Origin of the sequence: Flavobacterium channae, from assembly GCF_021172165.1 — a bacterium.
GTDB lineage: Bacteria > Bacteroidota > Bacteroidia > Flavobacteriales > Flavobacteriaceae > Flavobacterium > Flavobacterium channae.
Genome location: NZ_CP089096.1, coordinates 1,976,946 through 2,003,013, shown reverse-complemented (window position 1 = coordinate 2,003,013; position 26,068 = coordinate 1,976,946). Strand labels below are relative to the sequence as shown.

Below are 26,068 nucleotides of genomic sequence, written 5' to 3'. Positions count from 1 at the left end.
ATTTTTAAATTCTGAAGCTGACTTGTGTTTATATAAAGTTCCGTAGGAACGAAATTTTGGTAAAAGCAATCCTAAGTATGAACAGAAGTCCAGTAGGGACGACATCAAAACATAAATAATAAAATCAGTTTTTATTTGCGTTGCAAAGCATCCGTTTCATCCGCGTTCTATTCTAAATCAAAATATCACTCTCTAAATCCGATTTTTCAATTTCAAAATCAAATCCTAATTTAGAAACCAGTTGAATTACCAAATTCTTATACCAGTTTTCACTTTTAGGGTGAATGTAGATTTTTTCGATTAATTGATTTAGATTAACATCGACTTTTAAACCGTTATCGATTTTCATTCCATTAGCTGAAACGTCTGAAATAATACGAATTTCTCTTTCGTATTGAAAACTTTTACGCTTAAACAAAAACGGGAAAAAGGTATCTTCAAACGGAATAAATTCTTTTTTGTAATCGATGTAATTTACAGCACCAATATATTGTTCGGTTTGTCTTTCAGGTTGTAAGGCTTCTTTTAGTCTGCCAATTGTAGTTTGAATGGCTAAACCTTCTGTGTTTTGAGTAAAAATTTGCCACATCGCAAACGATTCGTACTCGTTGATGTGCCAACTACTAATCACTACTTTCTCACGATGCGATTTGTAGTAATCCAAAAACTTCGGATTGTTAGCAGCAATTTTCTTGATTTCCTCAAAAGTGGGTTCCGAAAATGTACCTTCGTATTGATCTTCAAACTTATCCGAACGCGACATAAACAACTGTTGCGATAACAGCATGTCTAAAAACTTAGACAAGTCCAAATACTTCCAAACAACGGTGTCATTGTCATCGGGTAATGTGATATTTGGATGGTTTACGTACATAATTGTTTAAGTTCAAAAATCAAATTCAAGTTCAAAATTCAAGTTTTGGAACACAGATTTAAGAAATTTACATAATCTAAAAAATCTTGAAAATGAGATTAATTTATTTTGCTAAACTCCTAACTTCCATCTCCCAACTCTTCACTTTTATTCGAAACTTTGCATCATCACTAACTTCGAATATGTTCCATTCAAAGCTAATAATTCGTCGTGTGTTCCTTGTTCTACGATTTCACCTTTCTGCATTACGACAATTTTATCTGCTTTTTGAATCGTAGATAAACGGTGCGCAATTACAATTGACGTTCGGTTTTGCATCATGTTTTCTAACGCCACTTGAACGAATTTTTCACTTTCGGTATCCAAAGCCGAAGTGGCTTCATCTAAAATCATAATCGGTGGATTTTTTAAAACGGCTCTCGCAATCGATAAACGTTGTTTTTGTCCACCCGAAAGTTTGCCACCAGCATCACCAATATTCGTTTCAATTCCGTTTGGTAAGTCTTTTACAAATTCGTAAGCATTTGCCACTTTTAAAGCTGCAATTATTTCTTCATCGGTTGCGTCTTGCTTGCCTAATAGAATATTGTTTTTAATTGTATCATTAAACAAAATAGAATCCTGAGTAACCAATCCCATTAAATGACGTAACGATTCTAATGTCATGTCTTTTATGTTAATGCCATCGATTTTCACGCTGCCTTCTTGAACATCGTAAAAACGCGTTAATAAATTAGCAATCGTACTTTTTCCAGAACCTGATTGCCCAACTAATGCTACTGTTTTTCCTTTTGGAACTTCAAGTGAGAAATTTTTAAGTACGTTTTCTTCTTCGTATTTAAAGTTGATTTTTTCAATAGTGATGGAAGTGTCAAAAGAAGTTTTTATAATTGCATTTTCTTTATCAGTAATAGTGTTTTCTACTTCTAATACATCAAAAACACGTTCGGCAGCAGCTAAACCACTTTTAACTTGATAAGAAGCTTTAGAGATTGCTTTTGCAGGTGTTAAAATGTTGTAAGCTAATCCCATATAAGCTATAAATTTAGAGCCTTCTAGAAGAGGAGAACCATCTGCAAAAGTTTCTACCAAAACCATATTTCCACCATACCAAAGTAAAATAGCAATAACCACAATTCCCATGAATTCACTCATTGGAGAAGAAAGGTTGTTTTTTCTTCCGATACTATTTGTTAAACGATATAATCTTTGAATAGAATTATTGAATTTATTTGTAAAGCTAGTTTCAGCATTGTAACTCTTTACCACTTTTAATCCGCCCAAAGTTTCTTCAACTACCGAAATTAAATAGCCATTTTCATCTTGCGCTTTTTTTGATTTTGCTTTTAGACTTTTACCTATTTTAGAAATGATGAATCCGGAAATTGGGATAAAAATGAATACAAAAAGTGTTAATTTAAAGCTAATAGCAATCATAGCACCAATAGTGAAGACAATTGTCATTGGTTCTTTGATAACTAACTCTAAAATGTTGAAAAATGAATTTCTTACTTCATTAACATCACCAAGCATTCTAGCCATCATATCTCCTTTTCTTTTTTCAGAATAATAGGAAATTGGAAGACTAATAATTTTGTCAAACATTTTATTGCGTAAATCTTTTAGAACGCCATTTTTTAACAACATTAAATGGTTTAATGCTAAATAGTTAAAAAGATTTTTTAGTAAAAATGTAGATATGATTATAGAAACTACTAAAAGTAATGCATATTGCGCACCACTTTCGCTAGTTAGTTTTGTTATGTAATAGTACAAATAATCATTTCCATATTTTGCAATTTCCCAAATAGACTCAAGTTTTGGTTCTTCGGTTATTTTTTCAGCATCTTTAAATAATACATCTAACATTGGTATTAGTGCAATAAAAGATAGTGTACTAAAAAGTGCGTAAAGAATATTGTAAAAAACATTCATTACAATGTCTTTCTTATACTTCAGTGCAAACGGAATTATTTTCTTTAAATTTTCGTCCATTTAGTTTAATTTCATTGCCGAAATGATACCAGCAATTTTGTTATCTAATTCTTTTTCTACTGATTTTGCATTTTCAACATTATCTAAAACGCCATTAACACTAAAGTAGAATTTTATTTTTGGCTCTGTACCACTTGGTCTTGCACAGATTTTACTTCCGTCTTCCAAATAGTAAATTAAAACATTTGATTTTGGAATTAAAATATCAAATTCTTCATTATTCATGAAGTCTTTTCCTTTAGAAGCTTGATAATCCTCAATGCAAATCACACGTTGTCCGTTGATTTCTTTCATAGGATTTTCGCGTAAATCAATCATCATTTGCTTGATTTCATTCGCACCTTCAATTCCTTTTTTGGTAATCGAAATTAAATGTTCTTTATAGAAACCAAAATCAACATATAAATTCAATAATTCTTGATATAACGAACTTCCAGAAGCTTTTGCTTGTGCCGCGATTTCACTTACTAATAAGATAGCAGCAACTGCGTCTTTATCACGAACAGCATCTCCAACCATATAACCAAAACTTTCTTCACCACCTCCAATAAATTTCTGATTTGGAAAATCTTTAATGAATTTTGCAATCCATTTAAAACCTGTTAATCCAACCTTGCATTCTACATCATAAGCAGAAGCCAATTCCAACATCATTGGAGTAGAAACTATAGTTGAGCCAATGAATTCGTTTCCTTTGAATTTATCAGCACGTTTCCATTGTTCCAATAAGAAAGCAGTCATGATAACCATCGTTTGGTTTCCGTTTAATAATTTGATGTTTCCATCTAAATCACGAACCGCAACACCTAAACGGTCAGAATCTGGATCGGTTCCTACGACCATATCCGCACCAATTTTCTCTGCCAAAGCAATTGCCATTGACAACGCTTCTGGTTCTTCTGGATTTGGAGAAACTACGGTTGGGAAATCACCATTAGGTTCTGCTTGTTCTGGAACGATATTTACATCAGTATAACCTGCTTTTGCTAACACGTTTGGAATCGCTTTAATCGATGTTCCGTGTAATGAAGTATAAACAATTTTTAAATTTGCTTTTGCATCAGAAGGCGTATTAAAGCTTGCGTTTTCAACGGTTGATTTTGCAAATGCTTCATCTACTTCAGTATCGATATATTGGATTAAATCGTTATTAGCTTCAAATTTAATATCGTTATATTTTAAATCTTCAATTACTTTGATGATTTCTGCATCTTGTGGCGGAACTAATTGACCTCCATCTTGCCAATATACTTTGTATCCATTGTATTCTGGTGGATTGTGAGAAGCGGTTAAAACAATTCCTGCATGGCAATTCAAATAACGAACAGCAAATGATAATTCAGGAGTTGGGCGCATATCCGAAAACAAATACACTTTAATTCCGTTTGCTGAAAACACATCAGCAACCACTTTAGCTAATGTATTACTGTTGTGGCGACAATCGTAAGCAATTGCCACTTTTAATTGTTCGTTTGGAAACGATTTGTGTAAATAATCCGATAAACCTTGCGTGTTTTTACCTAGTGTATATTTGTTGATACGATTTGTTCCAACACCCATAACACCACGCATTCCGCCTGTTCCAAACTCTAGGTTTTTATAAAAACATTCTTCTAGCTCTTTAGGAGCAGAAGTCATCATTTCTTTAATAGCATCTTGAGTAGCTTCGTCAAAAGTTGGTGTCAACCACTCGTTTACTTTGTTTAAAATATCTTGTTCGATGTGCATATACAATCTGTTTTGAGATATGGAATATCTCTAAAATTATAATTCTTCTGAAATTTTGTAACGTTCTTCGTTGTTTTTTGTTCTTAGGATAATTTCTCCTAAAAATCCAGCTAAAAACAATTGTGTTCCTATTAACATTGCTGTTAATGCTAAATAAAATTGAGGTCTTTCGGTAATCAATCGACCGGTAGTGTTGATGAATAATTTATCGATTCCTAAATAGAAAGCAAAAAGGAATCCGATGGCAAACATAATAGAACCTAATAGTCCAAATAAGTGCATTGGTCGTTTTCCAAAAGTTGAAAGGAACCAAATTGTAATTAAATCCAAAAACCCATTGATGAAACGGCTCATTCCAAATTTAGAACTTCCATACTTTCTTGCTTGATGAATAACTACTTTTTCACCAATTTTTCCAAATCCAGCATTTTTTGCCAAAACCGGAATATAACGATGCATTTCGCCAGAAACTTCAATATTTTTAATTACGATATTTTTATACGCTTTTAATCCGCAATTGAAATCGTTTAGTTTAACACCAGAAGTTTTTCGAGCGGCCCAATTGAATAATTTTGACGGAATATTTTTCGCCACAACCGAATCGTAACGTTTTTTCTTCCAACCCGAAATTAAGTCAAAATTGTCGTTCATAATTAAATGATACAATTCTGGAATTTCGTCTGGACTATCTTGTAAATCGGCATCCATAGTAATAACAACATCACCTTGTGCTTTTGCAAATCCGGCATGTAAAGCTTGCGATTTTCCGTAATTTCTTAAAAAACGAATTCCTTTTACATTTGGATTTTCTTTCGATAAATTAGAAATTACTTCCCAAGAACTATCGGTACTACCATCATCTATAAAAAGGATTTCATACGAATAGTTGTTAGATTGCATGACTTTTACAATCCAGTTGTGTAATTCTGGTAACGATTCTTGTTCGTTAAGTAATGGGATAACTATGGATAAATTCATTATTTAGAATACAGGTTTGTTTTTTTTGAAAATTGCAGCTAAGATTAATCCAAAAATAATAGATCCTAATAATGATTTTAAAACTCCATACAATAGACCAGTTGTAGAAAATTGTGGATTTTCTTTCATACCTTCAACTACTTTCTTTATTTCAGAAGAAGGAACATTCCACTTTTGAAGATTTTCTACTTGGAACGTAATTAATGCATCATGTATTAAATCTCTTGTTTCTGTATCAATAACATTAAATAAAACAATTGAAAAAGTAGTAGAAATTAATATTCCGATAAGAGCAGCCACAAAATAACCGCTAAAACCTTCTTTAAAAGTCATGAAGCCTCCTAAGTTTTTTCTTAATTCTGATAACTGAAAAATACCAATTGCTAAAAAGCCTAATAAAATTGCTAGTCCTAACCAAATGTTAATGAATAGTTTGTAATCAATAATGTATAATATTAATACATAAAAAACACTAAATAAGCCACTGATTACTCCAAATTTAATTCCGTTTTTTTTGATAATTTCGTTCATAGTTTGTTTTGGTTTAAATAATTTACAAATATAAGAATTCTAATCGTTGTACTATTAGAGTTAAAAAATAAAAAAAAGTTACACAAACATTGTTAGATTAAAAAATAAATGTAATTTTGCACTCTCAAAATAAAATGTTTATAAACCAAAAGGTTATAAGTTGTTTACACCTCTGCTAAAGTAGAGCCGCGAAATAAGTTATAATCGCTTAATAAAAGATTTACAAAATGAAAAAAGGTATTCACCCAGAAAATTACAGATTAGTAGCATTCAAAGACATGTCAAACGAGGATGTTTTTATTACTAAATCAACAGTTGAAACTAAAGAAACTATTACACACGAAGGTGTTGAATATCCAGTGTATAAAATGGAGATTTCTAGAACTTCTCACCCTTTCTATACAGGTAAATCTAAACTTATTGATACTGCTGGTCGTATCGATAAATTCAACAGCAAATACGCTAAAAAAGCAAAATAATTTTTTGCTTTTTATAAATAAGAATAAAGCCTTACATTTTGTGAGGCTTTTTTTATTGCTCAAATCTTCCTACTTTTGAGTATTGTTTCAAACAATTTATCACACTAACAATTCTACAAAATGAACTACATACTTTTTGATGGAACTATTCGCAATGCATTACTTCCATTCACATTCACTCGTCCTGTTGCAGATATTCGCATTGGAATTTTAACCATTCGCGAAAAATGGGAAAAATACTTGGGATATACCACAACAACTTTAACTGAAGAGTATTTAATGGAGAAATATCCAATGGTTGAAATGGAAGAAAACATTATGATTAATGCTTCTTTTTTACCAAATCCTATTTTAGTTGACATGGTTCAAAATTTGAATCCGAAAGAAGCCATTCTTTATGGAGAGGAAATTATCGCTTTTCATACGCATGACACTCAAGAAGATATCGATTTTGATGAGTATGAACTGATTGAATACGAAGGTGATGTGCTTAGGATTGAAAACACTTGGGATATTTTTGCTAAAAATGATGCCGCAATAAGAGAAGATTTTGAATTGTTAACGGAAGATAGATTCTCTCAACCAATTCCAAAAAGTGTAAATGTAATTGCACCTGAAAATATATTTATTGAAGAAGGAGCAAAGTTAGAGTTTGTGACTTTAAATGCATCAACTGGACCAATTTACATCGGTAAGAATTCCGAAATTATGGAAGGTTCAGTTATTCGTGGACCATTTGCTTTGTGTGAAGAAGCACAAGTAAAATTGTCAACTAAAGTTTATGGAGCTACAACAGTAGGGCCGCATTGTCGTATTGGTGGCGAAGTAAATAACTCGGTTTTATTTGGTTATTCTAATAAAGGGCATGACGGATTTTTAGGAAATTCTGTTTTAGGAGAATGGTGTAACATTGGTGCCGATTCTAATAATTCAAACTTAAAAAACAACTACGAAGAGGTGCGTTTGTGGAGTTATGAAACAGAAGGTTTTGCTCGTACAGGTTTACAATTCTGTGGATTAATGATGGGCGATCACAGTAAATGTGGCATTAATACCATGTTCAATACAGGAACAGTAGTGGGTGTTTCTACTAATATTTTCGGAAGTGGATTCCCTAGAAATTTTGTTCCAAGTTTTTCATGGGGTGGAGCTTCAGGATTCACAACTTATATTACTAAAAAAGCTTTTGAAACTGCTAAAATTGTAATGAGTCGCCGTCATGTAGAATTTACAGAACAAGATGCTAAGATTTTAGAACACGTTTTTGAAGAGACTAAAAAATATAGAAAAGAGTAATTAAAAATCAGGCTGGATTCCTACCCAATGTAAATTACTTACTAGATAAATTATTAGTATAGCAGCTATTAAAGAAAGAAACGCTAATAGAATTTGGTGTTTCTTTCTTTTTTTGTTTTCTAACTGCATGCGAATGCGAATAGCTTCCAATTGTTCAGGAGTAGATTTAATAGGGTCGTAACCAACTTCATCTTTAGTTCCCAAATAGTTTTTCCATTCTGAACGTTTAGCTTTGTTTCTTAAAGCTAAATTATTTTTCAAACTTATTATAGCTCCCATCATGGAGCCACCGCCTCCCATCATAATTTTATTTTATTAATTGTACGGGCAGTTTAAAAAAAAGTTACAAATCAATTAAAATAATTGACCAATTGTTGTATTGCCTAATTGACACATTAGCATTATCTTTGCACACTCAATTTTTTGACAACGATTTCATTAATTGAGCTTTACTTATGGAAAACAAGAAAAAAGTCGCATTCTACACTTTAGGATGCAAATTGAACTTCTCAGAAACGTCTACTATTGCACGTGATTTTCAAAATGAAGGTTTTGAGCGTGTTGATTTCGAAGAAATTGCAGACATTTATGTAATCAATACTTGTTCGGTTACTGATAATGCCGATAAACAATTCAAACAGATTGTAAAAAAGGCAATGAAGCTAAATGATAAAGCTTTTGTTGCTGCTGTGGGTTGTTATGCGCAACTAAAACCAGAAGAATTAGCTGCTGTTGATGGAGTAGATTTAGTTTTAGGAGCTACAGAAAAATTCAAAATCACAGATTACATCAACGACTTGTCTAAAAACGATATGGGTGAAGTACATTCATGTGAAATTGAAGAAGCAGATTTTTACGTAGGAAGTTATTCTATTGGTGATAGAACCCGTGCCTTTTTAAAAGTGCAAGATGGTTGCGATTATAAATGTACGTATTGCACCATTCCTTTAGCTCGTGGTATTTCTCGTAGTGATACAATGGAAGGTGTTTTAAAAAATGCTAAAGAAATTTCTGCAAAAGGAATTAAAGAAATTGTATTAACAGGAGTAAATATTGGTGATTACGGAAAAGGAGAGTTTGGAAATAAAAAACATGAACATACTTTTCTAGATTTGGTTACCGAATTGGATAAAGTTGAAGGAATTGAGCGTTTGAGAATTTCTTCAATAGAGCCAAATTTACTAAAGAATGAAACTATAGAGTTGGTTTCAAAATCAAGAGCGTTTGTGCCACATTTTCATATTCCATTACAATCGGGTTCAAACGATATTTTGAAAAAAATGAAGCGTCGTTATTTGCGTGAATTGTATGTTGATCGTGTGAATAAAATAAGAGAAGTAATGCCTCACGCTTGTATTGGTGTTGATGTTATTGTAGGTTTTCCTGGTGAAACAGACGAACATTTCTTAGAAACGTATCATTTTTTAAATGATTTGGATATTTCTTATTTACACGTTTTTACCTATTCGGAGCGTGATAATACAGAAGCTGCTGAAATGGAAGGAGTTGTTCCTGCGAATGTGCGTTCAAAAAGAAGTAAAATGCTTCGTGGACTTTCGGTTAAGAAGAGAAGAGCTTTTTATGAAAGTCAAATAGGAACTAATAGAACGGTTTTGTTTGAAGGAGAAAATAAAGAAGGTTACATTCATGGTTTTACCGAAAATTATGTAAAAGTAAAAACACCTTGGAATCCGGAATTAGTAAATACATTACACGATATCCAATTAACAAAAATTGATGAAGATGGTAGTGTAAGAATGGAATTTATAAACGTAGAAGCATAAAAAAATCCCGATTTACTCGGGATTTTTTATTGTTTATATTTTGATACCAGGAGGTAACATTTCCTGAAATCTTCTGTTTTTTCTAAAGAAACTTACGAATTTGGAATGCGTAGGTACTACTTTTAGTTTTCGTTCTTCTGCTAATTCTAACACTGTTTTAATAAACTCATTATGCAATTCTTCATCTTCGTTATTGTTGTTGCAAAATTTGGTTAAAAACAGTTTTCGTTCTTGAACAGAATACTCGATAGCAACCAAGCCAGTTTCTGTCATAATTTCAAATTGTCTTAAAAGTTCATTATCTTTGATTTCCATGATGCCTTTCAATTAAGGTGCAAATTTACGAAACTTTTTTAAAATAATGGTAATGAGTAAGATTCCAGTTTATTTTATGCCTGGTTTGGCAGCAAGTCCTGCAATTTTTGAGAATATTAAATTACCAGAAGACCAATTTGAAATGCATTTTTTGGAATGGTTTTTGCCCAATGATAAGGAAAGTATAGAAAGTTATGCGTTGCGAATGACTGAAAAAATTCAGCATGAAAATCCGGTTTTGGTTGGAGTTTCTTTTGGAGGAGTTTTAGTTCAAGAAATTGCAAAACAAATAAGTGTAAGTAAGGTTATAATTATTTCAAGTGTAAAGTCAAACGTCGAATTTCCACAACGATTTAAAGTAGCCAAAACAACAAAAGCGTATAAATTAATTCCAACTCAATTATTATCGGATATTGAAAAATTGGCTAAATATGCATTTGGAGATAATATTGTAGCCAAACGATTGAAATTGTACGAAAAATACTTATCGGTTAGAGATAAAAAATATTTAGATTGGGCAATAGAAACTATTTTGTGTTGGAAACAAAATAAAATCAATGATTCTGTAGTTCATATACATGGAGATGCAGATGAGGTTTTTCCGATAAAGAATATTAAAGATTGTATTGTTCTTAAAGGAGGAACTCATATAATGATAATTAATAAGTTTAAATGGTTAAATGAAAATTTACCAAAAATAATTTTAAAGTAAAGAAATGATGAAAAAGTTAATGACAAGAAAAGTTGCTGTAGTTCTTTTAATGGCAGCTTTGGGAAGTTTTTTTATTTATGGAGTAGTTTCAGATAAAACAAAATATGCTCCAATAGGGTATAATCTGAAAATGGATTTTGCAGGGGAAGAAGTGCCTACTTTTATGGCGGATGTTCAGGAACGTTTGGATAAAGAAATGATAACGAATATGAATTATCATACAAATACAACTTTAGTTATCAAGCGAGCAAATAAAGTTTTTCCGGTTATTGAACCAATTTTAAAAAAATATGGTGTTCCAGATGATTTTAAATATTTAGCTGTAATTGAAAGTAGTTTGGTTAATGCGGTTTCTCCAGCAGGTGCAAGAGGTGTTTGGCAATTTATGCCAGCAACAGCAAAAGAAAAAGGAATGGAGGTTAGCGATGAGGTTGATGAAAGATATAATTTAGAAAAATCTACTGAAGCGGCTTGTAAATATTTACTAGTAGCTAAAGAAAAATTTGGTTCTTGGACATTGGCTGCGGCATCTTATAATGGCGGAATGGGTGGAATTTCTAGAAAAATGGATGAGCAAGGAGTAGACAATTACTACGATTTATTACTTACTGAAGAAACATCTCGTTATGTGTTCCGAATTTTGGCATTAAAAGAAATTATGTCGCAATCAGATAAATATGGTTTTAGTATTCCAAATGAGGCTTTGTATTATAGTATTCCTACCCGTAAGATTGTTGTAGATACGTCAATAACTGATTTGGCCAAATTTGCAAAAACACAAGGAGTGAATTATAAAATATTAAAGATTCACAATCCGTGGTTGCGTGATAAAAAGCTTACAGTTACTTCTGGAAAAAAATACGAAATCGAAATCCCAACGGCTGGATATAGCAAACAATAAGAATAAAAGAAGTTGATTTGCTTTTTAGGAAGTAAAAAACCATACAGAAAATCAATAGGTTTTGAGAATGTAGAGTAGAATTTAAGCGACTCAAAAGGGTGTTTTTCTGTATGGAAATCTTATGTTTTGTTTTTCAAAGCTTTTTAAACTATTGGTTTATACGTTAAAAAGCCATACAATTGAGAGATGAAGTTTTTAAAATCTTTACTTAACTTCTTTTTTTAGACCAACGAGTGTGCGATTCTCTTATATATAAAAGCGTTGAAATCTTAAAGCATTTTTAATTGTATGGCTTTTGTGTTTTTGTCGTTTTTGTTTTAAAAAAACCACTATAATTTTTAATTTTATTCATGTTTATTTGTTATTTCGTTTTTAAGATGGAATTTCCCCCCTTTGCATCTTTTATAAAGAAATTTTTCTCATAAAAATTATAGTGGGTAATTTATTCTTAGGGGAATTTGCATTCATTTTTACATTGGTAAAGCTATGAAAATGAATTGTTTAATTGTAAAAAACTCGTTCAACAAAAAAATAATTCGATTATTAACAATAAAAGCACCTTTATAGGTGCTTTTTTAAATTATAAAATGATTGAGTTACATTTTTTTCATTTGCTCTTTCATCATTTTTATCTGATCTTTAAGCATATTTTGTTTGTCAAGTTTTTTAGCTTCATTTAATAATGAAGTAGCTTCCATTTTTCTTCTTTTAGTCATGGCAATTCCGGCTAACTGTAATTTTGCTAAAGCTAAATCTTGATCCATAGATAAACCTAATGAAATTGCTTTCTTAAAATAACGCTCAGCTTCGTTTAAATTAGTTTGAGAAACCATTAATCCGTGTAAGTAGTTAAAATAACCTTGTTGTTTAGTTACTAAAGCTGCTTCTGGGTTCTTAATATGTGATAACCATTTTTGTGCTCCAGGAAAATCTTGTTTTCTTAATTTTAAGAAAGCCAATAAAATAAACTCGTTTTTAAAATATAAGAAAATGAAAATAGTAGAAAACAATAATAAGAATATACCATTTCCTATGTTGTTTTCAGTAAATTGATAAATTCCGAAAGCTATAATTAATGCAGCTAAAACTAATTTGATATTTTTGTGAAACATATTGTATTTTTTAGTTGTGTGCAAAGGTAATAAAATCAATTAAAAATATTTTTAAAAAAGTGCTTGCGAATGAAAAAAGTCTTTGTATATTTGCACTCGGTTTTCAAGAAAGGGAACCTATGAGTTTAAAAAAGATTTTTATTTATAGATTTTAAAAGATACTACAATGAGTAAGAGAACGTTTCAACCATCAAAAAGAAAAAGAAGAAATAAGCACGGTTTCATGGATAGAATGGCTTCTGCTAATGGAAGAAAAGTGCTTGCTCGTAGAAGAGCTAAAGGTAGACACAAATTAACTGTTTCTTGCGAACCAAGACACAAAAAATAATGTTTAGCTTAAACAATATATCAGCCGTTACTTTTATTAGTAACGGCTTTTTTTTAAACTGTTTATAAAATAAGAATAAGTTTTTGTCGTAATTGAATCTCAAATGCCTCAAACTTAGTAATTTTATACCCAACAAGACTACAAATACAACAACACAAAACAACATACAATGCCTAAAGACACAACTATCAAATCGGTTTTAATTATTGGATCTGGACCAATCGTTATCGGTCAAGCTTGCGAATTCGACTACGCAGGTTCTCAATCAGCCCGTTCATTAAGAGAAGAAGGAATTGAAGTTATCTTAATTAACTCAAATCCGGCAACTATTATGACAGACCCTTCGATGGCTGATCATGTTTATTTAAAACCATTAACAACAAAATCAATTATTGAAATCCTTAAAGCGCATCCGCAAATTGATTCGGTTTTACCAACAATGGGTGGTCAAACAGCATTAAATTTATGTTTAGAAGCTGATGAAAAAGGAATTTGGAAAGATTTTAATGTAAAAATGATTGGTGTTGATGTAAATGCCATTAATATTACAGAAGATAGAGATCAATTTAAAAAGCTTTTACAAGATTTAGGAGTAGGAGCTGCACCTGCTAAAATTGCCAACTCTTTCTTAAAGGGAAAAGAAATCGCTCAAGAGTTTGGGTTTCCATTAGTAATCCGTCCTTCATTTACTTTAGGAGGAACAGGGGCTGCTTTCGTGCATACTAAAGAAGAATTTGACGAAAAACTAACGTATGGTTTAGAAATGTCTCCAATTCACGAAGTACTTATCGATAAAGCACTTTTAGGATGGAAAGAATATGAATTAGAGTTACTTAGAGATAAAAATGACAATGTAGTAATTATTTGTACTATCGAGAACATGGATCCAATGGGAATTCATACTGGAGATAGTATCACTGTAGCGCCGGCTATGACATTGTCTGATACAACGTTCCAAAAAATGCGTGATATGGCCATCTTAATGATGCGTTCTATCGGAAATTTTGCTGGAGGTTGTAATGTTCAGTTTGCTGTTTCTCCAGATGATAAAGAAGATATTGTTGCAATCGAAATCAATCCTCGTGTATCGCGTTCTTCTGCATTAGCATCAAAAGCAACAGGTTATCCAATTGCAAAAATTGCTACAAAATTAGCTTTAGGATACAACTTAGATGAATTGCAAAACCAAATTACAAAATCTACTTCAGCTTTATTTGAGCCTACATTAGATTATGTAATCGTAAAAATACCACGTTGGAATTTTGATAAATTTGAAGGTTCTGATAGAACTTTAGGTCTTCAAATGAAATCGGTAGGTGAAGTAATGGGAATTGGACGTTCGTTCCAAGAAGCGTTACATAAAGCTACTCAATCATTAGAAATTAAGCGTAACGGTTTAGGAGCTGATGGTAAAGGTTATAAAAATTACGAGCAAATTATCGAAAAACTTACTTATGCAAGTTGGGATAGAGTATTCGTAATTTATGATGCTATTGCTATGGGAATTCCATTAAGTAGAATTCATGAAATCACAAAAATCGACATGTGGTTCTTGAAACAATACGAGGAATTATTCTTATTAGAAAAAGAGATTTCTAAATTCACTTTAGATACACTTCCAAAAGAATTGCTTTTAGAAGCAAAACAAAAAGGATACGGAGATCGTCAAATTGCACACATGTTAGGATGTCTTGAAAGTCAAGTTCATGCTTTGCGCGATAAGATGAATATTCAACGTGTTTATAAATTAGTAGATACTTGTGCTGCAGAGTTTAAAGCAGTAACACCTTATTTCTACTCTACTTTTGAAGCAGAAATTGAAAAAGCAGATGGAACTAGATATGTTGCTAACGAAAGTATCGTAACTGATAAGAAAAAAGTAGTTGTATTAGGTTCTGGACCAAATAGAATTGGACAAGGAATTGAGTTTGATTACTCTTGTGTTCACGGAGTATTAGCTGCAAAAGAATGCGGTTATGAAACTATCATGATTAACTGTAATCCTGAAACAGTTTCTACAGATTTTGATACAGCTGATAAATTATATTTCGAACCTGTTTTCTGGGAGCATATTTATGATATTATCCAACATGAAAAGCCAGAAGGCGTAATTGTTCAGTTGGGTGGACAAACAGCATTAAAGTTAGCGGAAAAATTAGCAAAATATGGAATCAAAATCATCGGAACTTCTTTTGATGCTTTAGATTTAGCAGAAGATAGAGGAAGATTCTCAGAATTGTTAACCGAATTAAATATTCCTTTTCCAAGGTTTGGAGTAGCTGAAAATGCTGAAGAAGCTGTAAAATTAGCTGACTCATTAGATTTTCCACTTTTAGTTAGACCATCTTATGTATTAGGAGGTCAAGGCATGAAAATTGTCATCAACAAACAAGAATTAGAAGAACACGTTATAGAGATTTTAAAACATATACCAAATAATAAATTATTATTAGACCACTACCTAGATGGTGCTATCGAAGCAGAAGCAGATGCAATTTGTGATGCTGATGGAAATGTTTACATCATTGGTATTATGGAACACATTGAGCCATGTGGAGTTCACTCTGGAGATAGTAATGCAACATTACCACCTTTCAACTTAGGAGAATTTGTAATGCAACAAATAAAAGACCACACTAAGAAAATTGCGGTTGCTCTTAAAACGGTAGGTTTAATTAACATTCAGTTTGCGATTAAAGACGATACGGTTTATATCATCGAAGCAAATCCAAGAGCATCTCGTACCGTGCCATTTATTGCAAAAGCGTATGGAGAGCCTTATGTGAACTATGCTACTAAAGTAATGTTAGGTCATAATAAAGTTACTGATTTTGATTTCAATCCACAATTAAAAGGATATGCAATTAAACAACCAGTATTTTCATTTAGCAAATTCAAAAATGTAAATAAAGCTTTAGGTCCTGAAATGAAATCAACAGGTGAAAGTATTTTGTTTATTGATGATTTAAAAGATGATCAATTCTATGATTTATATTCTAGAAGAAAAATGTATTTAACGAAGTAATTGGTTAAATAAAAAATAAAAAATCCCAATCGTAAGATTGGGATTTTTTTTACAACTCGATAAAATTATACACCCAAATTAACAAATCAAGTTGTTTAATTTAAACAATGAAATGGATTAATCATCGCTTAAATTAGTTAGTGAAATTTTTAACCCCTTAAATATTTTCACCAACGATAAATTAAACTATAATATAAGAAGGAATATAGTTTACTAGAACTTTTAATTCGTATAGTTCAAAATTAATTTAAATAAATTTAGGTGTTGCTGTAGTTTTTCTGCAGTTTGTGTTAAAATTTCGATTCTCTTTTGAGTAGTTACAAAAAAAGTCTAACATCTGTTAGACTTTGTTATTATCAATTTTTGTTAGAATTTAAATCTTGCTAATAGCAGTTTCGTATTTAGCATTTACTACATTCCAATCAATCACATTGAAAATAGCAGTTAAATATTCATTACGCTTGTTTTGATAATGTAAATAGTAAGCGTGTTCCCAAACGTCTATAGCTAAAATAGGGGTTCCTCTTACTTCTGCGTTTGGCATTAAAGGATTATCCTGGTTAGCAGTACTTGTAATGGCTAATTTTCCATCTCTTGTTACTACAAGCCAAGCCCAACCACTTCCAAATTGTCCTGAAGCGGCATCGGTTAGTTGTTTTTGTAAGTTGTCAAAAGAACCTAGTTCTGCAGTGATGGCTTCTGCTAAAGCGCCTGTTGGATTTCCGCCTCCTTTTGGATTTAAAATTTCAAAGAAAAGATTGTGGTTGTAGTAGCCACCAGCATTATTTCTGATTTCTTTGTTATTGGTATCAAGGTTTTTAAGAATATCTTCAACCGTTTTTAATTCTAAATCGGTTCCAATTACAGCTTTGTTTAATTTGTTTGCGTAACCCAAATGATGTTTTGAATAATGAATTTCCATTGTTCTGCCATCGATATGCGGTTCTAAATCATCGTAAGCGTATTTTAATCCACGCATTTGAAAAATGCCACCTTCGGTAACTTTTACATCGGCTGGATTTCCTAATGCAGAAATTTTAGTTTCAACTTCAGGATCTGGAATTTTTACTTCTTCTAACTGATTTTCTTTCTTACAGCTTGTCATCATTAACGATACACAAGCGATCCATAACAATGACTTTTTCATTTGTAATGTAAATTATAAATTACGCTCTTTCAGTAATTGATTGATGATTTTAATGTATTCTTTTTTTGCTTCTTCAGGCTTGATGTGTTTTACCTGCATCCAAGCATTTAATTTGAAAGCGTTTCTAAGGTCTTGAGGATTTTGAAATAATAAAGGGTTTGACGTTTCGGAAGTTGCTTGTTTGTACAAACCATACAATATTAATTGCATATCCTGTGGCACTGATTCTTGAGGAATCAATTGTGCATTAGCAAATGCTTCGTCAAATAAAGTATTTAAATCCTTTTCGCTCATGCTTTATGCTTTTTTACTAATAATGGTTTTATTTCCTATAGCTTTATCGCCTAATTTTACATTTACTTCTGTTCCTAATGGTAAATAAATATCTACTCTAGAACCAAATTTAATGAAACCTGCATCTTTACCTTGAACAACTCGCATTCCTTCTTCGGCATAGTTTACAATACGTCTTGCAAGAGCACCTGCAATTTGACGGTATAAAATTTCACCATAGATACGATTGTTAATAACAACAGTAGTTCTTTCGTTTTCTTCACTTGCTTTTGGATGCCAAGCTACTAAATATTTTCCTGGGTGATATTTGCTGTATTTTACAATTCCATTTACACAATATCTTGTAACATGAACGTTTATAGGGGACATGAAAATAGAAACCATTAAACGTTTATCTTTAAAATACTCAGGTTCGTAAACTTCTTCAATAACTACTACTTTACCATCAACTGGGGCTAAGATGTGATTATCGCTATTATCTGCAACTCGTTTTGGGTTTCTAAAGAATTGTAAAACCAAAACTAATATTACTAATGCAAATAGGTATAAAATTGTTTGTAACCAACTTACAGATACAAAAGTGTCGGTTAAGAAAATAATTGCAACTACTAAAAGCAGTGTAATGAAAATGATTTTTGAACCTTCTTTATGAAACATAATATAAAATTAAATAAAATAAGTTAATAAATGGAATTACAAATATAATACTATCTAGTCGATCTAAAATACCACCATGACCTGGCATGATATTTCCGGTGTCTTTAATTCCGGCAACTCGCTTTAATTTGGATTCGATTAAATCGCCTAATGTGCTGAAAATGCTAACAATAGAAGCAATGATAATCCAAATGTAAAGATTTGATGTCATGATGTAAAAATGTGCTAAAAGTGCTCCACCAATAATGGTAAACACGATTCCGCCGATAAATCCTTCAATTGTCTTTTTTGGAGAAACACTTGGAAAAAGTTTGTTCTTTCCTAAATTTTTACCAACTAAATATGCAAATGTATCGTTTGTCCAAATAAGTATAATAACTGAAATAAGAATTTTAGGATTGTATCCTTTTACTCCCATAGCTACGTAATTTGCTAATATGAATGGAAGAATGATATATCCAAACAACAAGAAATAACGTGTATAGGTTTTAAAATGGGTTTTGTTGTGATTAAAAAGATAGAGTAGGAGTTTTATCGAAATTATAATAGCAATTGCTGTAAGTGCAGTATTTGTGTTTAGATCCGAATTTTTATTCCATAAATAAAAATAAGAACCTCCTGCTAATGGAATACTAATAAAGTAATTTAGTCCGCACATTTTGCAAAACTCGTATACTCCAATAATCAGAAAAGCGCCAAAAAGAATTGCTAAACCCTCTCTAGAATAAGAAATACAGCCTAATAATAAAATTACATAAACGGCTCCAGATAATGCTCTTTTTAGCGTTTCGTTCATTATAAGTCCTCTAAAAGAAGTAGGTAAAGGTTTTTATGACAACTTCCGTAATGTAAAAAATCTTGTTCCTTAACTTCTTCAAAATATTTTATGGTTGTAATATTAGAAGGATAGTTTTTTTCGTGCATGTTCTTAATTCGCCTCAAGCCATCACTCTTACTATTCACAATTTGACTGGTAGTTGCAAAAATTACCATATTAGTTGGTAATTCATTTGGTTTGTAGTGTTTGAATTGGTTTGATGAAAACAATATAGAACCTTCATCTGCAATTAAATTTTCGCAAGAAGAAAGAAAAAATACTGCTGGTGAAGCATTGTTGTAAGTTAATTTGTTTTCGTCTAAAAGATGTAATAATCTCGAATTATAGCAATGAGCATTGCATTCGAACCAATCGTTTTCGGCTAATATATTTTCGAAATTTTCGGCGATTTCATCTAAGTTTTCACAATAGATAAACTTTCCTCCATTATTTTTAAAATTGAAAGTGAATTGTTCGTCTATAGGCAAAGTAATATCGGGAGTATAAGGACTTTTAATTTCTTGTTTTTTGTCGTTATCCTCTTCTTCTCCTAGGCTGCCAAAAATTTTTCTAAAAAGACTCATGTATCTTTCGTCGCTTTTTATAGTGTGAAAATCAAAGATAAAAAAAAACTTAGTTCTTTCAATAAGGAACTAAGTTTTTTATTAATATATTTTTGTTGATAAGTCCTTATTCTGTAACAGGAATTTCGCCTTCTTTTTCAAAGAATCTTTTTCCAAAAATTGTTTCTAAATCATCTTTGAAAATTACTTCTTTTTCAATCAGAATATCAGCTAATTGAATAAGTTTATCTTTATTAGTTTCCAAAATATGAATTGCTCTTTGGTATTGCTCTTCAATTAATTTTGAAATTTCAGTATCGATAACTTTAGCTGTTTCTTCAGAATATGGCTTAGAGAAATTGTAATCCGATTGACCTGTAGAATCGTAATAAGTAATATTTCCTAGCTTATCATTCAATCCATAAATCGTAACCATAGCTCTTGCTTGGCGAGTTACTTTTTCTAAATCACTTAATGCACCTGTTGAAATTTCGTCAAAAATTACTTTTTCAGCAGCTCTTCCTCCCATAGTAGCACACATTTCGTCTAACATTTGATCAGGACGAACAATTAAACGCTCTTCAGGTAAATACCAAGCAGCTCCTAAACTTTGTCCGCGAGGAACAATTGTAACTTTTACAAGTGGTGCAGCATGTTCCAACATCCAACTTACAGTTGCGTGTCCAGCTTCGTGAATTGCAATTGCACGTTTTTCTGCCGGAGTAACAATTTTATTTTTCTTTTCTAAACCACCAACAATTCTATCAACAGCATCTAAGAAATCTTGTTTGTCTACTGCTTTTTTATCTTTACGAGCGGCAATTAAAGCAGCTTCGTTACAAACATTTGCAATATCAGCTCCTGAGAATCCAGGTGTTTGTTTTGCTAAGAATTCAGTATCTAATTCCTCTGATTTTTTCAAAGGTTTTAAGTGTACTTCAAAAATTTCTTTACGCTCTCTAATGTCCGGTAAATCTACATAAATCTGTCTGTCAAAACGTCCAGCACGAAGTAATGCTTTGTCTAATACATCAGCACGGTTTGTTGCAGCTAATACAATAACATTTGAATTAGTACCAAAACCATCCATTTCTGTTAATAACTGGTTTAACGTGTTTTCTCTTTCGTCATTGGCTCCAGTCATGTTGTTTTTACCACGCGCTCTACCTACAGCGTCAATTTCGTCTATAAAAATAATTGCAGGTGATTTTTCTTTCGCTTGTTTGAATAAATCTCTAACACGAGAAGCTCCAACTCCAACAAACATTTCCACAAAATCAGAACCTGATAAAGAGAAGAAAGGAACTCTAGCTTCACCAGCAACAGCTTTAGCTAATAATGTTTTTCCTGTTCCTGGAGGTCCAACTAATAAAGCGCCTTTTGGGATTTTACCTCCAATTGATGTATATTTTTCAGGATTTTTAAGGAATTCCACAATTTCTTGAATTTCTTCTTTTGCACCTTCTAATCCAGCAACGTTTTCAAAAGTTACTCTGGTATCATTCTTTTCGTCAAATAATTTAGCTTTTGATTTTCCAATGCTAAAAATTTGACCTCCGCCACCACCAGAACCACCTGACATTCTTCTCATCATGAAGATCCAAAGTCCAACTAATAAAACAATAGGTAAAAGCATTGAAATTACTTCACCCCACATGCTTTCTGGCTCTTTTTCGTAGTCAGTTAATTTGCCTTCTTTAGCCGCTTTTTGTAAATTTTCTTGGAACGTTTTTAAATCACCAATTTCAAAGAAATAGTGCGGTCCTTTTGTATTTGGTTTTCCTAAAACATCATTTTTTACTTTATCATGAACTTTGTCAGTCAAAGCCGATTTTTTAAGAAATACTGTAGCTTTATTATTCGTGAAAACTACTTTTTCTACTTGGTTTTTATCTAAAAATTGATAAAATCTTGAAATTGTTGTTGGCGCAGGATTGCTTAAATCAATTCCTTTTGTAAATAAACTTATTGTAAAAAAAATAGTTAGGACAAGTACAATACTCATCCATGGACTAAACTTAAAGTTAGAATTATTATTTTGTGCCATAAGAAATTTTAGTATTTAGTTTCAATGGTTGTGATTTTAGCATCACCCCATAAACTCTCAATTCGGTAGTATTCGCGTATATGTTTTTGGAATACATGAACTACAATATTTACATAGTCCATTAAAACCCACTCGCCATTTTCTGCACCTTCAACGTGCCATGGTTTGTCTTTTAATTCTTTAGAAACGATTTTTTGTACAGAACCTACAATAGCGTTTACTTGTGTATTTGAATTACCATTACAAATAACAAAATAATCACATACCGTATTGTCTATTTCTCTTAAATCAAGAATATCAATATTTTCTCCTTTTACTTCTTCAATTCCTTTGATGATATTCGCTAATAGATCATCATTATTAATCTGCTTATTCGCCATTTATTATTTTTCTATTTATGCAAAGGTATCATTTTTTGTGATTATTTTTGAACCTTAACATAAGATTAAATTTTGTTATTGTATTATGAAGATAATCAAACTCGATGCCATAGATTCTACTAACCTTTTTTTGAAAACTCTTGCAGCTCAAGAAAGTTGCGAAAATTTCACTGTTGTAAGTACAGAATTGCAAAAAGAAGGTAGAGGACAAAGAGGTGCTGTGTGGGCTTCTGAAGTGGGTAAAAACTTAACATTTAGTGTTTTATATCATCAAAAAATAAATCAAATTACAAGTCTTTTTGCTTTAAATATTGTGGTAGCTTTAAGTGTAGTTGATGCATTAAAAAGTGTCAGTAATTTGAATTTTAAGATAAAATGGCCAAACGACATTTTGGCAGAAAATAAAAAAATTGGTGGCATTTTAATTGAAAATACGTTCAAAAATCAAAATGAAGTACAATCCATAATTGGGATAGGTTTGAATGTGAACCAAGAAAATTTTCAGAATTTACCTCAAGCATCTTCAATTTATGTTTTAGAAAATAAAATTTTAGACAGAGATACTTTGCTAATTTCGATTGTAAATCAGTTGGAAATGAATTTAAAACAACTTTCAATTGTTGGTGAAGATTATTACTGGGATGCATATCATACAATTTTGTTTAAAAAAGATATGGTTTCAACTTTCGAAGATATTTCTGGAAAGCGTTTCGTTGGTAAAATACAACAAGTTACTCCAGAAGGAAAACTAGAAGTAATGTTAGAAGATGATGCTGTTATTCATTTCGATATTAAAGAAGTAAAAATGCTTTATTAAATGAATCGTATATTAAAAACATCAAACCTTTGTTAAACTTCTAAAAAAAGTTTTTGTTTTTGAGTATATTTGTGCCAATTTAAAAAAACGTATTCCCAACTATCTCATGGAGAAAAAAATACTATCCCTTTTATCATCTACTCGATTAATGGCCGTTTTGTTTATTCTTTTTGCATTGGCCATGGCAGCAGGAACTTTTATTGAAGATGCTTATAATACTGATACTGCACGTGTTGTAGTTTACAATACAAAATGGTTTGAAGTTATTATGGTGTTTTTTGTGATTAATTTTATTGGAAATATCAAACGCTATCAATTGCATAAAAAAGAAAATTGGGCAACTTTAATTTTACACCTTTCATTTATTCTAATTATTGTTGGAGCATTTGTGACTCGTTATATTAGTTATGAAGGAATGATGCCAATTCGCGAAGGAGAATCAGCTAATATTATTTATTCAGATAAACCGTATTTGACTGTCTTTGTAGATGGAAATCATGAAGGAGAAATGCGTCGTAAGACATTTGAAAAAAGTTTGTATTTAGCTCCTGAAGTTAAAGATGACGCTTTTTTAAACACATTTGCTGGTAATCATTTTTCAATTGATGAAGAATTTAGTGGAATTCCATTTGAAGTGGAACATGAAGAATTTATTTTGAATGCTTCCGAAACTGTTGTTCCGTCTGAAAATGGCGAATTGATGATAAAAATGGTAGAGTCAAGTGGAGGAACACGCCATGAGCACTACTTAAAAGAAGGCGAAGTTCAAAATTTACACAATGTACTTTTTGCTTTCAATAAATATACACAAGGTGCAATTAATATTACTAAAATTGCTGATGCTTATACTATTCAAACACCTTTTGAAGGAGATTTTATGCGAATGGCAGATAAGTTACAAGGTAAGGTAGTAAAAGATTCTGTTCAGCCATTAATGCTTCGCTCATTGTATAATATTGGAGGTGCTCAGTTTGTATTTCCAGAACAAGCGATTAAAGGAGAATTAGCTTTTAAATCGAATAATGATTTTAAAGACAAGCAAACGGATGATGCTTTAAAGGTTAAAATCAAGACACAAGGAAAAGAAGAAGTTATAACTTTAGTTGGTTCTAGAGGAAAACAAGGAATGCCACAAAGTGTTAAGATTGGCGATTTAGAATTTACGTTGTTCTTTGGAAGTAAAATTTACAACACACCTTTTACAGTAAAATTAGATGATTTTATTGCGGATAAATATCCAGGAACAGAAAAAAGTTATTCGGCTTTTAAAAGTAAAATTGAAGTTGCCGATTCTGAGCAAGGAAAAACTTTCAAAGACAGTGTTTTCATGAATCATATTTTAGATTACAGAGGATTCCGATTTTTTCAAGCAGGATTTGATCCAGATGAAAAAGGAACGCAATTATCGGTTAGTCACGATTTCTGGGGAACTTGGATTACTTATATTGGATATTTCTTGTTGTACTTTGGTTTAATGGCCATTTTGTTTACAAAGAATAGTCGTTTTACAAGTTTAAAAGAAAAATTAGAAAAAGTAAAAGCAAAGAAAGCTGGTTTGTTAAGTGTATTTTTAATTTTGTTCTCAACATTTACATTTGCGCAAGAACACAATCATGTTCCTAGTAAAGATGAAGTTTTAAAAATATTGAAGAAATACGAAGTTTCTGCTGATCACGCTAATGAGTTTGGAAAAATAGTTATTCAAGATGGTGGTCGTATGAAACCTATCAATACGTTTTCATCTGAATTACTTCGTAAAGTATCAAAAAGCGATTCGTATGAAGGAATGAATTCTGACCAAGCTTTTTTATCAATGACTCAATATCCTCAGTATTGGTATTCGTTACCAATTATCTATTTAAAAAGAGGAAATGATAGTATTCGTAATTTAATTGGAGTTGAAAAAGAAGCAAAATATGCACCATTAATTGCGTTTTTTGATGAAACTGGAAACTATAAATTGTCAAAGTTTTTAGAAGATGCTTACAAAGAGCCAGTTCCTAATCAATTTCAAAAAGATTTTATTGAAGCAGATAAAAAAGTAAATCTTTTATATTCGGCTTTAAGCGGACAAATTTTAAAAGTTTTCCCTGTTCCTGGTGATAAATCAAATAAATGGGTATCCTATTTAGAAGTAAATCAACCAACAGGGACTGCTTTGGATTCGATTAAAAACGTAATGCCTTTTTACTTGAATGCATTAGAAAAAGCATCTCAAAACAACGATTACAAATTGCCAAGTAGTTTATTGAAAGGCTTGACAGAATATCAAAAGAAATACGGGAAAGCAGTTATGCTTTCAGAAAGTAAAATCAACTCTGAAATTACTTATAACAAATATGATATTTTCAAGAGATTGTATTATTTGTATATGACGGCTGGAGTTTTAATGTTGATTTTCTGTATAGTTCAATTATTCAATAATTCAAAGTTTGTAAAAACAACAATCAATGTTTTTCATGTGCTAATAGGAGTGTTTTTTGCTCTTCACTTGGCAGGATTAATTGTTAGATGGTACATTTCGGGTCACGCTCCGTGGAGTGATGCATATGAAAGTATGATTTATGTAGGTTGGGCAACTATGTTTTTTGGATTGGCATTTGGAAGAAAATCTAAACTTACTGTAGCATCAACAGCATTTGTAACTTCTATGATTTTGATGATTGCGCATTGGAATTGGATGGATCCATCAATTGGAAACTTACAACCCGTTTTAAATTCGTATTGGTTAATGATTCACGTAGCCGTTATTGTTGCGAGTTACGGACCATTTACATTAGCCATGGTTTTAGGTTTAGTTTCATTATTCTTGATGATTTTCACCAACGAAAAGAACAAAGCAAAAATGAAATTAAGTATAGATGAAATCACCTACATCAACGAAATGGCATTAACCGTAGGTTTGGTTATGTTAACTATAGGAAACTTCCTTGGCGGACAATGGGCAAACGAAAGTTGGGGACGCTATTGGGGGTGGGATCCAAAAGAAACTTGGGCATTAATCAGTATTATGGTGTACGCTTTTGTAATTCACGCTCGTTTTGTACCTGCATTAAGAGGAAGATGGATTTACAACGTAATGAGCGTTTTAGCTTTTGCATCAATTTTAATGACTTATTTTGGAGTAAACTTTCACTTGAGCGGTTTACATAGTTACGCTTCTGGAGAAAAACAAAATGTAACATATTATATTTATATTTTATTAGGAGTATTGATAATAGCTGCATTAGCGTATTTTCCATACAAGAAATATTATAAAAAATAAAAAAGGGTCGCTAATTAGCGACC

General features: G+C 31.6%; 24 protein-coding genes. 9 read left to right on the top strand and 15 right to left on the bottom strand.

Translation table 11 applies throughout. The features are described from left to right. Positions 1-172: 172 nt before the first annotated feature. From LOS89_RS09295 to LOS89_RS09275, 5 genes are all read right to left on the bottom strand, one after another. The gene (locus tag LOS89_RS09295) at positions 173-874 is read right to left on the bottom strand and encodes a hypothetical protein (protein WP_231834992.1); all 702 of its coding nucleotides are present in this window, start codon (positions 872-874) and stop codon (positions 173-175) included. 147 nt (positions 875-1,021) lie between these two features. Continuing rightward, positions 1,022-2,869, bottom strand: a complete 1,848-nt coding sequence (locus LOS89_RS09290; protein ID WP_231834991.1) for an ABC transporter ATP-binding protein — start codon at positions 2,867-2,869, stop codon at positions 1,022-1,024. Further along, a complete protein-coding gene (locus LOS89_RS09285; RefSeq protein WP_231834990.1) occupies positions 2,870-4,597 on the bottom strand; it encodes a phospho-sugar mutase in 1,728 nt (575 codons plus the stop codon). Positions 4,598-4,633: 36 nt separating this feature from the next. Beyond that, the gene (locus LOS89_RS09280; RefSeq protein ID WP_231834989.1) at positions 4,634-5,575 is read right to left on the bottom strand and encodes a glycosyltransferase family 2 protein; all 942 of its coding nucleotides are present in this window, start codon (positions 5,573-5,575) and stop codon (positions 4,634-4,636) included. A 3-nt stretch (positions 5,576-5,578) separates the two neighbouring features. Then, positions 5,579-6,106, bottom strand: coding sequence for a DUF4199 domain-containing protein (locus LOS89_RS09275; protein WP_231834988.1), 528 nt, complete (start codon positions 6,104-6,106; stop codon positions 5,579-5,581). Positions 6,107-6,333: 227 nt separating this feature from the next. On the opposite strand from LOS89_RS09275, the gene LOS89_RS09270 reads away from it, so the two are divergent. Then, entirely contained in the window at positions 6,334-6,585 is a 252-nt protein-coding gene (locus tag LOS89_RS09270) for a type B 50S ribosomal protein L31 (RefSeq protein ID WP_169523122.1), read from the top strand. Between the two features lie 120 nt (positions 6,586-6,705). After that, complete coding sequence (locus LOS89_RS09265) at positions 6,706-7,881, top strand: GlmU family protein (RefSeq protein WP_231834987.1); 1,176 nt, start codon at positions 6,706-6,708, stop codon at positions 7,879-7,881. On the opposite strand, the gene LOS89_RS09260 is transcribed toward LOS89_RS09265, so the two are convergent. Then, on the bottom strand, positions 7,882-8,184 hold the full coding sequence (locus LOS89_RS09260) for a hypothetical protein (RefSeq protein WP_231834986.1): 303 nt from the start codon (positions 8,182-8,184) through the stop codon (positions 7,882-7,884). A 152-nt stretch (positions 8,185-8,336) separates the two neighbouring features. On the opposite strand from LOS89_RS09260, the gene mtaB reads away from it, so the two are divergent. Further along, positions 8,337-9,665, top strand: coding sequence for a tRNA (N(6)-L-threonylcarbamoyladenosine(37)-C(2))-methylthiotransferase MtaB (mtaB, locus tag LOS89_RS09255; RefSeq protein ID WP_231834985.1), 1,329 nt, complete (start codon positions 8,337-8,339; stop codon positions 9,663-9,665). Positions 9,666-9,698: 33 nt separating this feature from the next. On the opposite strand, the gene LOS89_RS09250 is transcribed toward mtaB, so the two are convergent. Continuing rightward, positions 9,699-9,980, bottom strand: a complete 282-nt coding sequence (locus LOS89_RS09250; protein ID WP_231834984.1) for a GNAT family N-acetyltransferase — start codon at positions 9,978-9,980, stop codon at positions 9,699-9,701. A gap of 52 nt (positions 9,981-10,032) precedes the next feature. Here LOS89_RS09250 and LOS89_RS09245 point away from each other — a divergent pair, with 52 nt between their 5' ends. Beyond that, positions 10,033-10,692 carry an alpha/beta hydrolase family protein gene (locus tag LOS89_RS09245; protein ID WP_231834983.1) on the top strand — a complete coding sequence of 220 codons (660 nt, stop codon included), beginning with the start codon at positions 10,033-10,035 and terminating at the stop codon, positions 10,690-10,692. 7 nt (positions 10,693-10,699) lie between these two features. Beyond that, positions 10,700-11,593, top strand: a complete 894-nt coding sequence (locus tag LOS89_RS09240) for a lytic transglycosylase domain-containing protein (protein ID WP_231837059.1) — start codon at positions 10,700-10,702, stop codon at positions 11,591-11,593. Positions 11,594-12,189: 596 nt separating this feature from the next. Here the strand turns inward: LOS89_RS09240 and LOS89_RS09235 are convergent. Next, positions 12,190-12,705 carry a DUF2892 domain-containing protein gene (locus LOS89_RS09235; RefSeq protein ID WP_231834982.1) on the bottom strand — a complete coding sequence of 172 codons (516 nt, stop codon included), beginning with the start codon at positions 12,703-12,705 and terminating at the stop codon, positions 12,190-12,192. A 166-nt stretch (positions 12,706-12,871) separates the two neighbouring features. On the opposite strand from LOS89_RS09235, the gene rpmH reads away from it, so the two are divergent. Together rpmH and carB are read left to right on the top strand one after the other, a co-directional pair. Beyond that, a complete protein-coding gene (rpmH, locus tag LOS89_RS09230; RefSeq protein WP_007136275.1) occupies positions 12,872-13,033 on the top strand; it encodes a 50S ribosomal protein L34 in 162 nt (53 codons plus the stop codon). 169 nt (positions 13,034-13,202) lie between these two features. Further along, positions 13,203-16,058 (top strand): carbamoyl-phosphate synthase large subunit, encoded by a 2,856-nt coding sequence (carB, locus tag LOS89_RS09225; RefSeq protein ID WP_231834981.1) that lies wholly within the window; start codon positions 13,203-13,205, stop codon positions 16,056-16,058. A 373-nt stretch (positions 16,059-16,431) separates the two neighbouring features. On the opposite strand, the gene LOS89_RS09220 is transcribed toward carB, so the two are convergent. From LOS89_RS09220 to rsfS, 7 genes are all read right to left on the bottom strand, one after another. Then, positions 16,432-17,205: a superoxide dismutase gene (locus LOS89_RS09220; protein WP_309508543.1), complete on the bottom strand. Its 774-nt coding sequence runs from the start codon at positions 17,203-17,205 to the stop codon at positions 16,432-16,434. A 12-nt stretch (positions 17,206-17,217) separates the two neighbouring features. Continuing rightward, on the bottom strand, positions 17,218-17,499 hold the full coding sequence (locus LOS89_RS09215; protein WP_231834980.1) for an acyl-CoA-binding protein: 282 nt from the start codon (positions 17,497-17,499) through the stop codon (positions 17,218-17,220). A gap of 3 nt (positions 17,500-17,502) precedes the next feature. Next, the gene (locus LOS89_RS09210; RefSeq protein WP_231834979.1) at positions 17,503-18,156 is read right to left on the bottom strand and encodes a phosphatidylserine decarboxylase family protein; all 654 of its coding nucleotides are present in this window, start codon (positions 18,154-18,156) and stop codon (positions 17,503-17,505) included. Next, positions 18,146-18,952 (bottom strand): phosphatidate cytidylyltransferase, encoded by an 807-nt coding sequence (locus tag LOS89_RS09205; protein ID WP_231834978.1) that lies wholly within the window; start codon positions 18,950-18,952, stop codon positions 18,146-18,148. The genes LOS89_RS09210 and LOS89_RS09205 overlap by 11 nt, the downstream gene beginning before the upstream one ends. After that, positions 18,952-19,557, bottom strand: a complete 606-nt coding sequence (locus LOS89_RS09200; protein WP_231834977.1) for an LUD domain-containing protein — start codon at positions 19,555-19,557, stop codon at positions 18,952-18,954. Before LOS89_RS09200 ends, LOS89_RS09205 begins: the two co-directional genes overlap by 1 nt. Positions 19,558-19,663: 106 nt before the next feature. After that, the gene (ftsH, locus tag LOS89_RS09195) at positions 19,664-21,583 is read right to left on the bottom strand and encodes an ATP-dependent zinc metalloprotease FtsH (RefSeq protein ID WP_231834976.1); all 1,920 of its coding nucleotides are present in this window, start codon (positions 21,581-21,583) and stop codon (positions 19,664-19,666) included. An 8-nt stretch (positions 21,584-21,591) separates the two neighbouring features. Then, on the bottom strand, positions 21,592-21,963 hold the full coding sequence (rsfS, locus tag LOS89_RS09190; protein WP_231834975.1) for a ribosome silencing factor: 372 nt from the start codon (positions 21,961-21,963) through the stop codon (positions 21,592-21,594). A gap of 85 nt (positions 21,964-22,048) precedes the next feature. Between rsfS and LOS89_RS09185 the strand changes: the two genes are divergently transcribed. After that, entirely contained in the window at positions 22,049-22,780 is a 732-nt protein-coding gene (locus LOS89_RS09185) for a biotin--[acetyl-CoA-carboxylase] ligase (protein ID WP_231834974.1), read from the top strand. Between the two features lie 106 nt (positions 22,781-22,886). Continuing rightward, positions 22,887-26,045: a cytochrome c biogenesis protein CcsA gene (locus LOS89_RS09180; protein WP_231834973.1), complete on the top strand. Its 3,159-nt coding sequence runs from the start codon at positions 22,887-22,889 to the stop codon at positions 26,043-26,045. Positions 26,046-26,068: the final 23 nt, after the last annotated feature.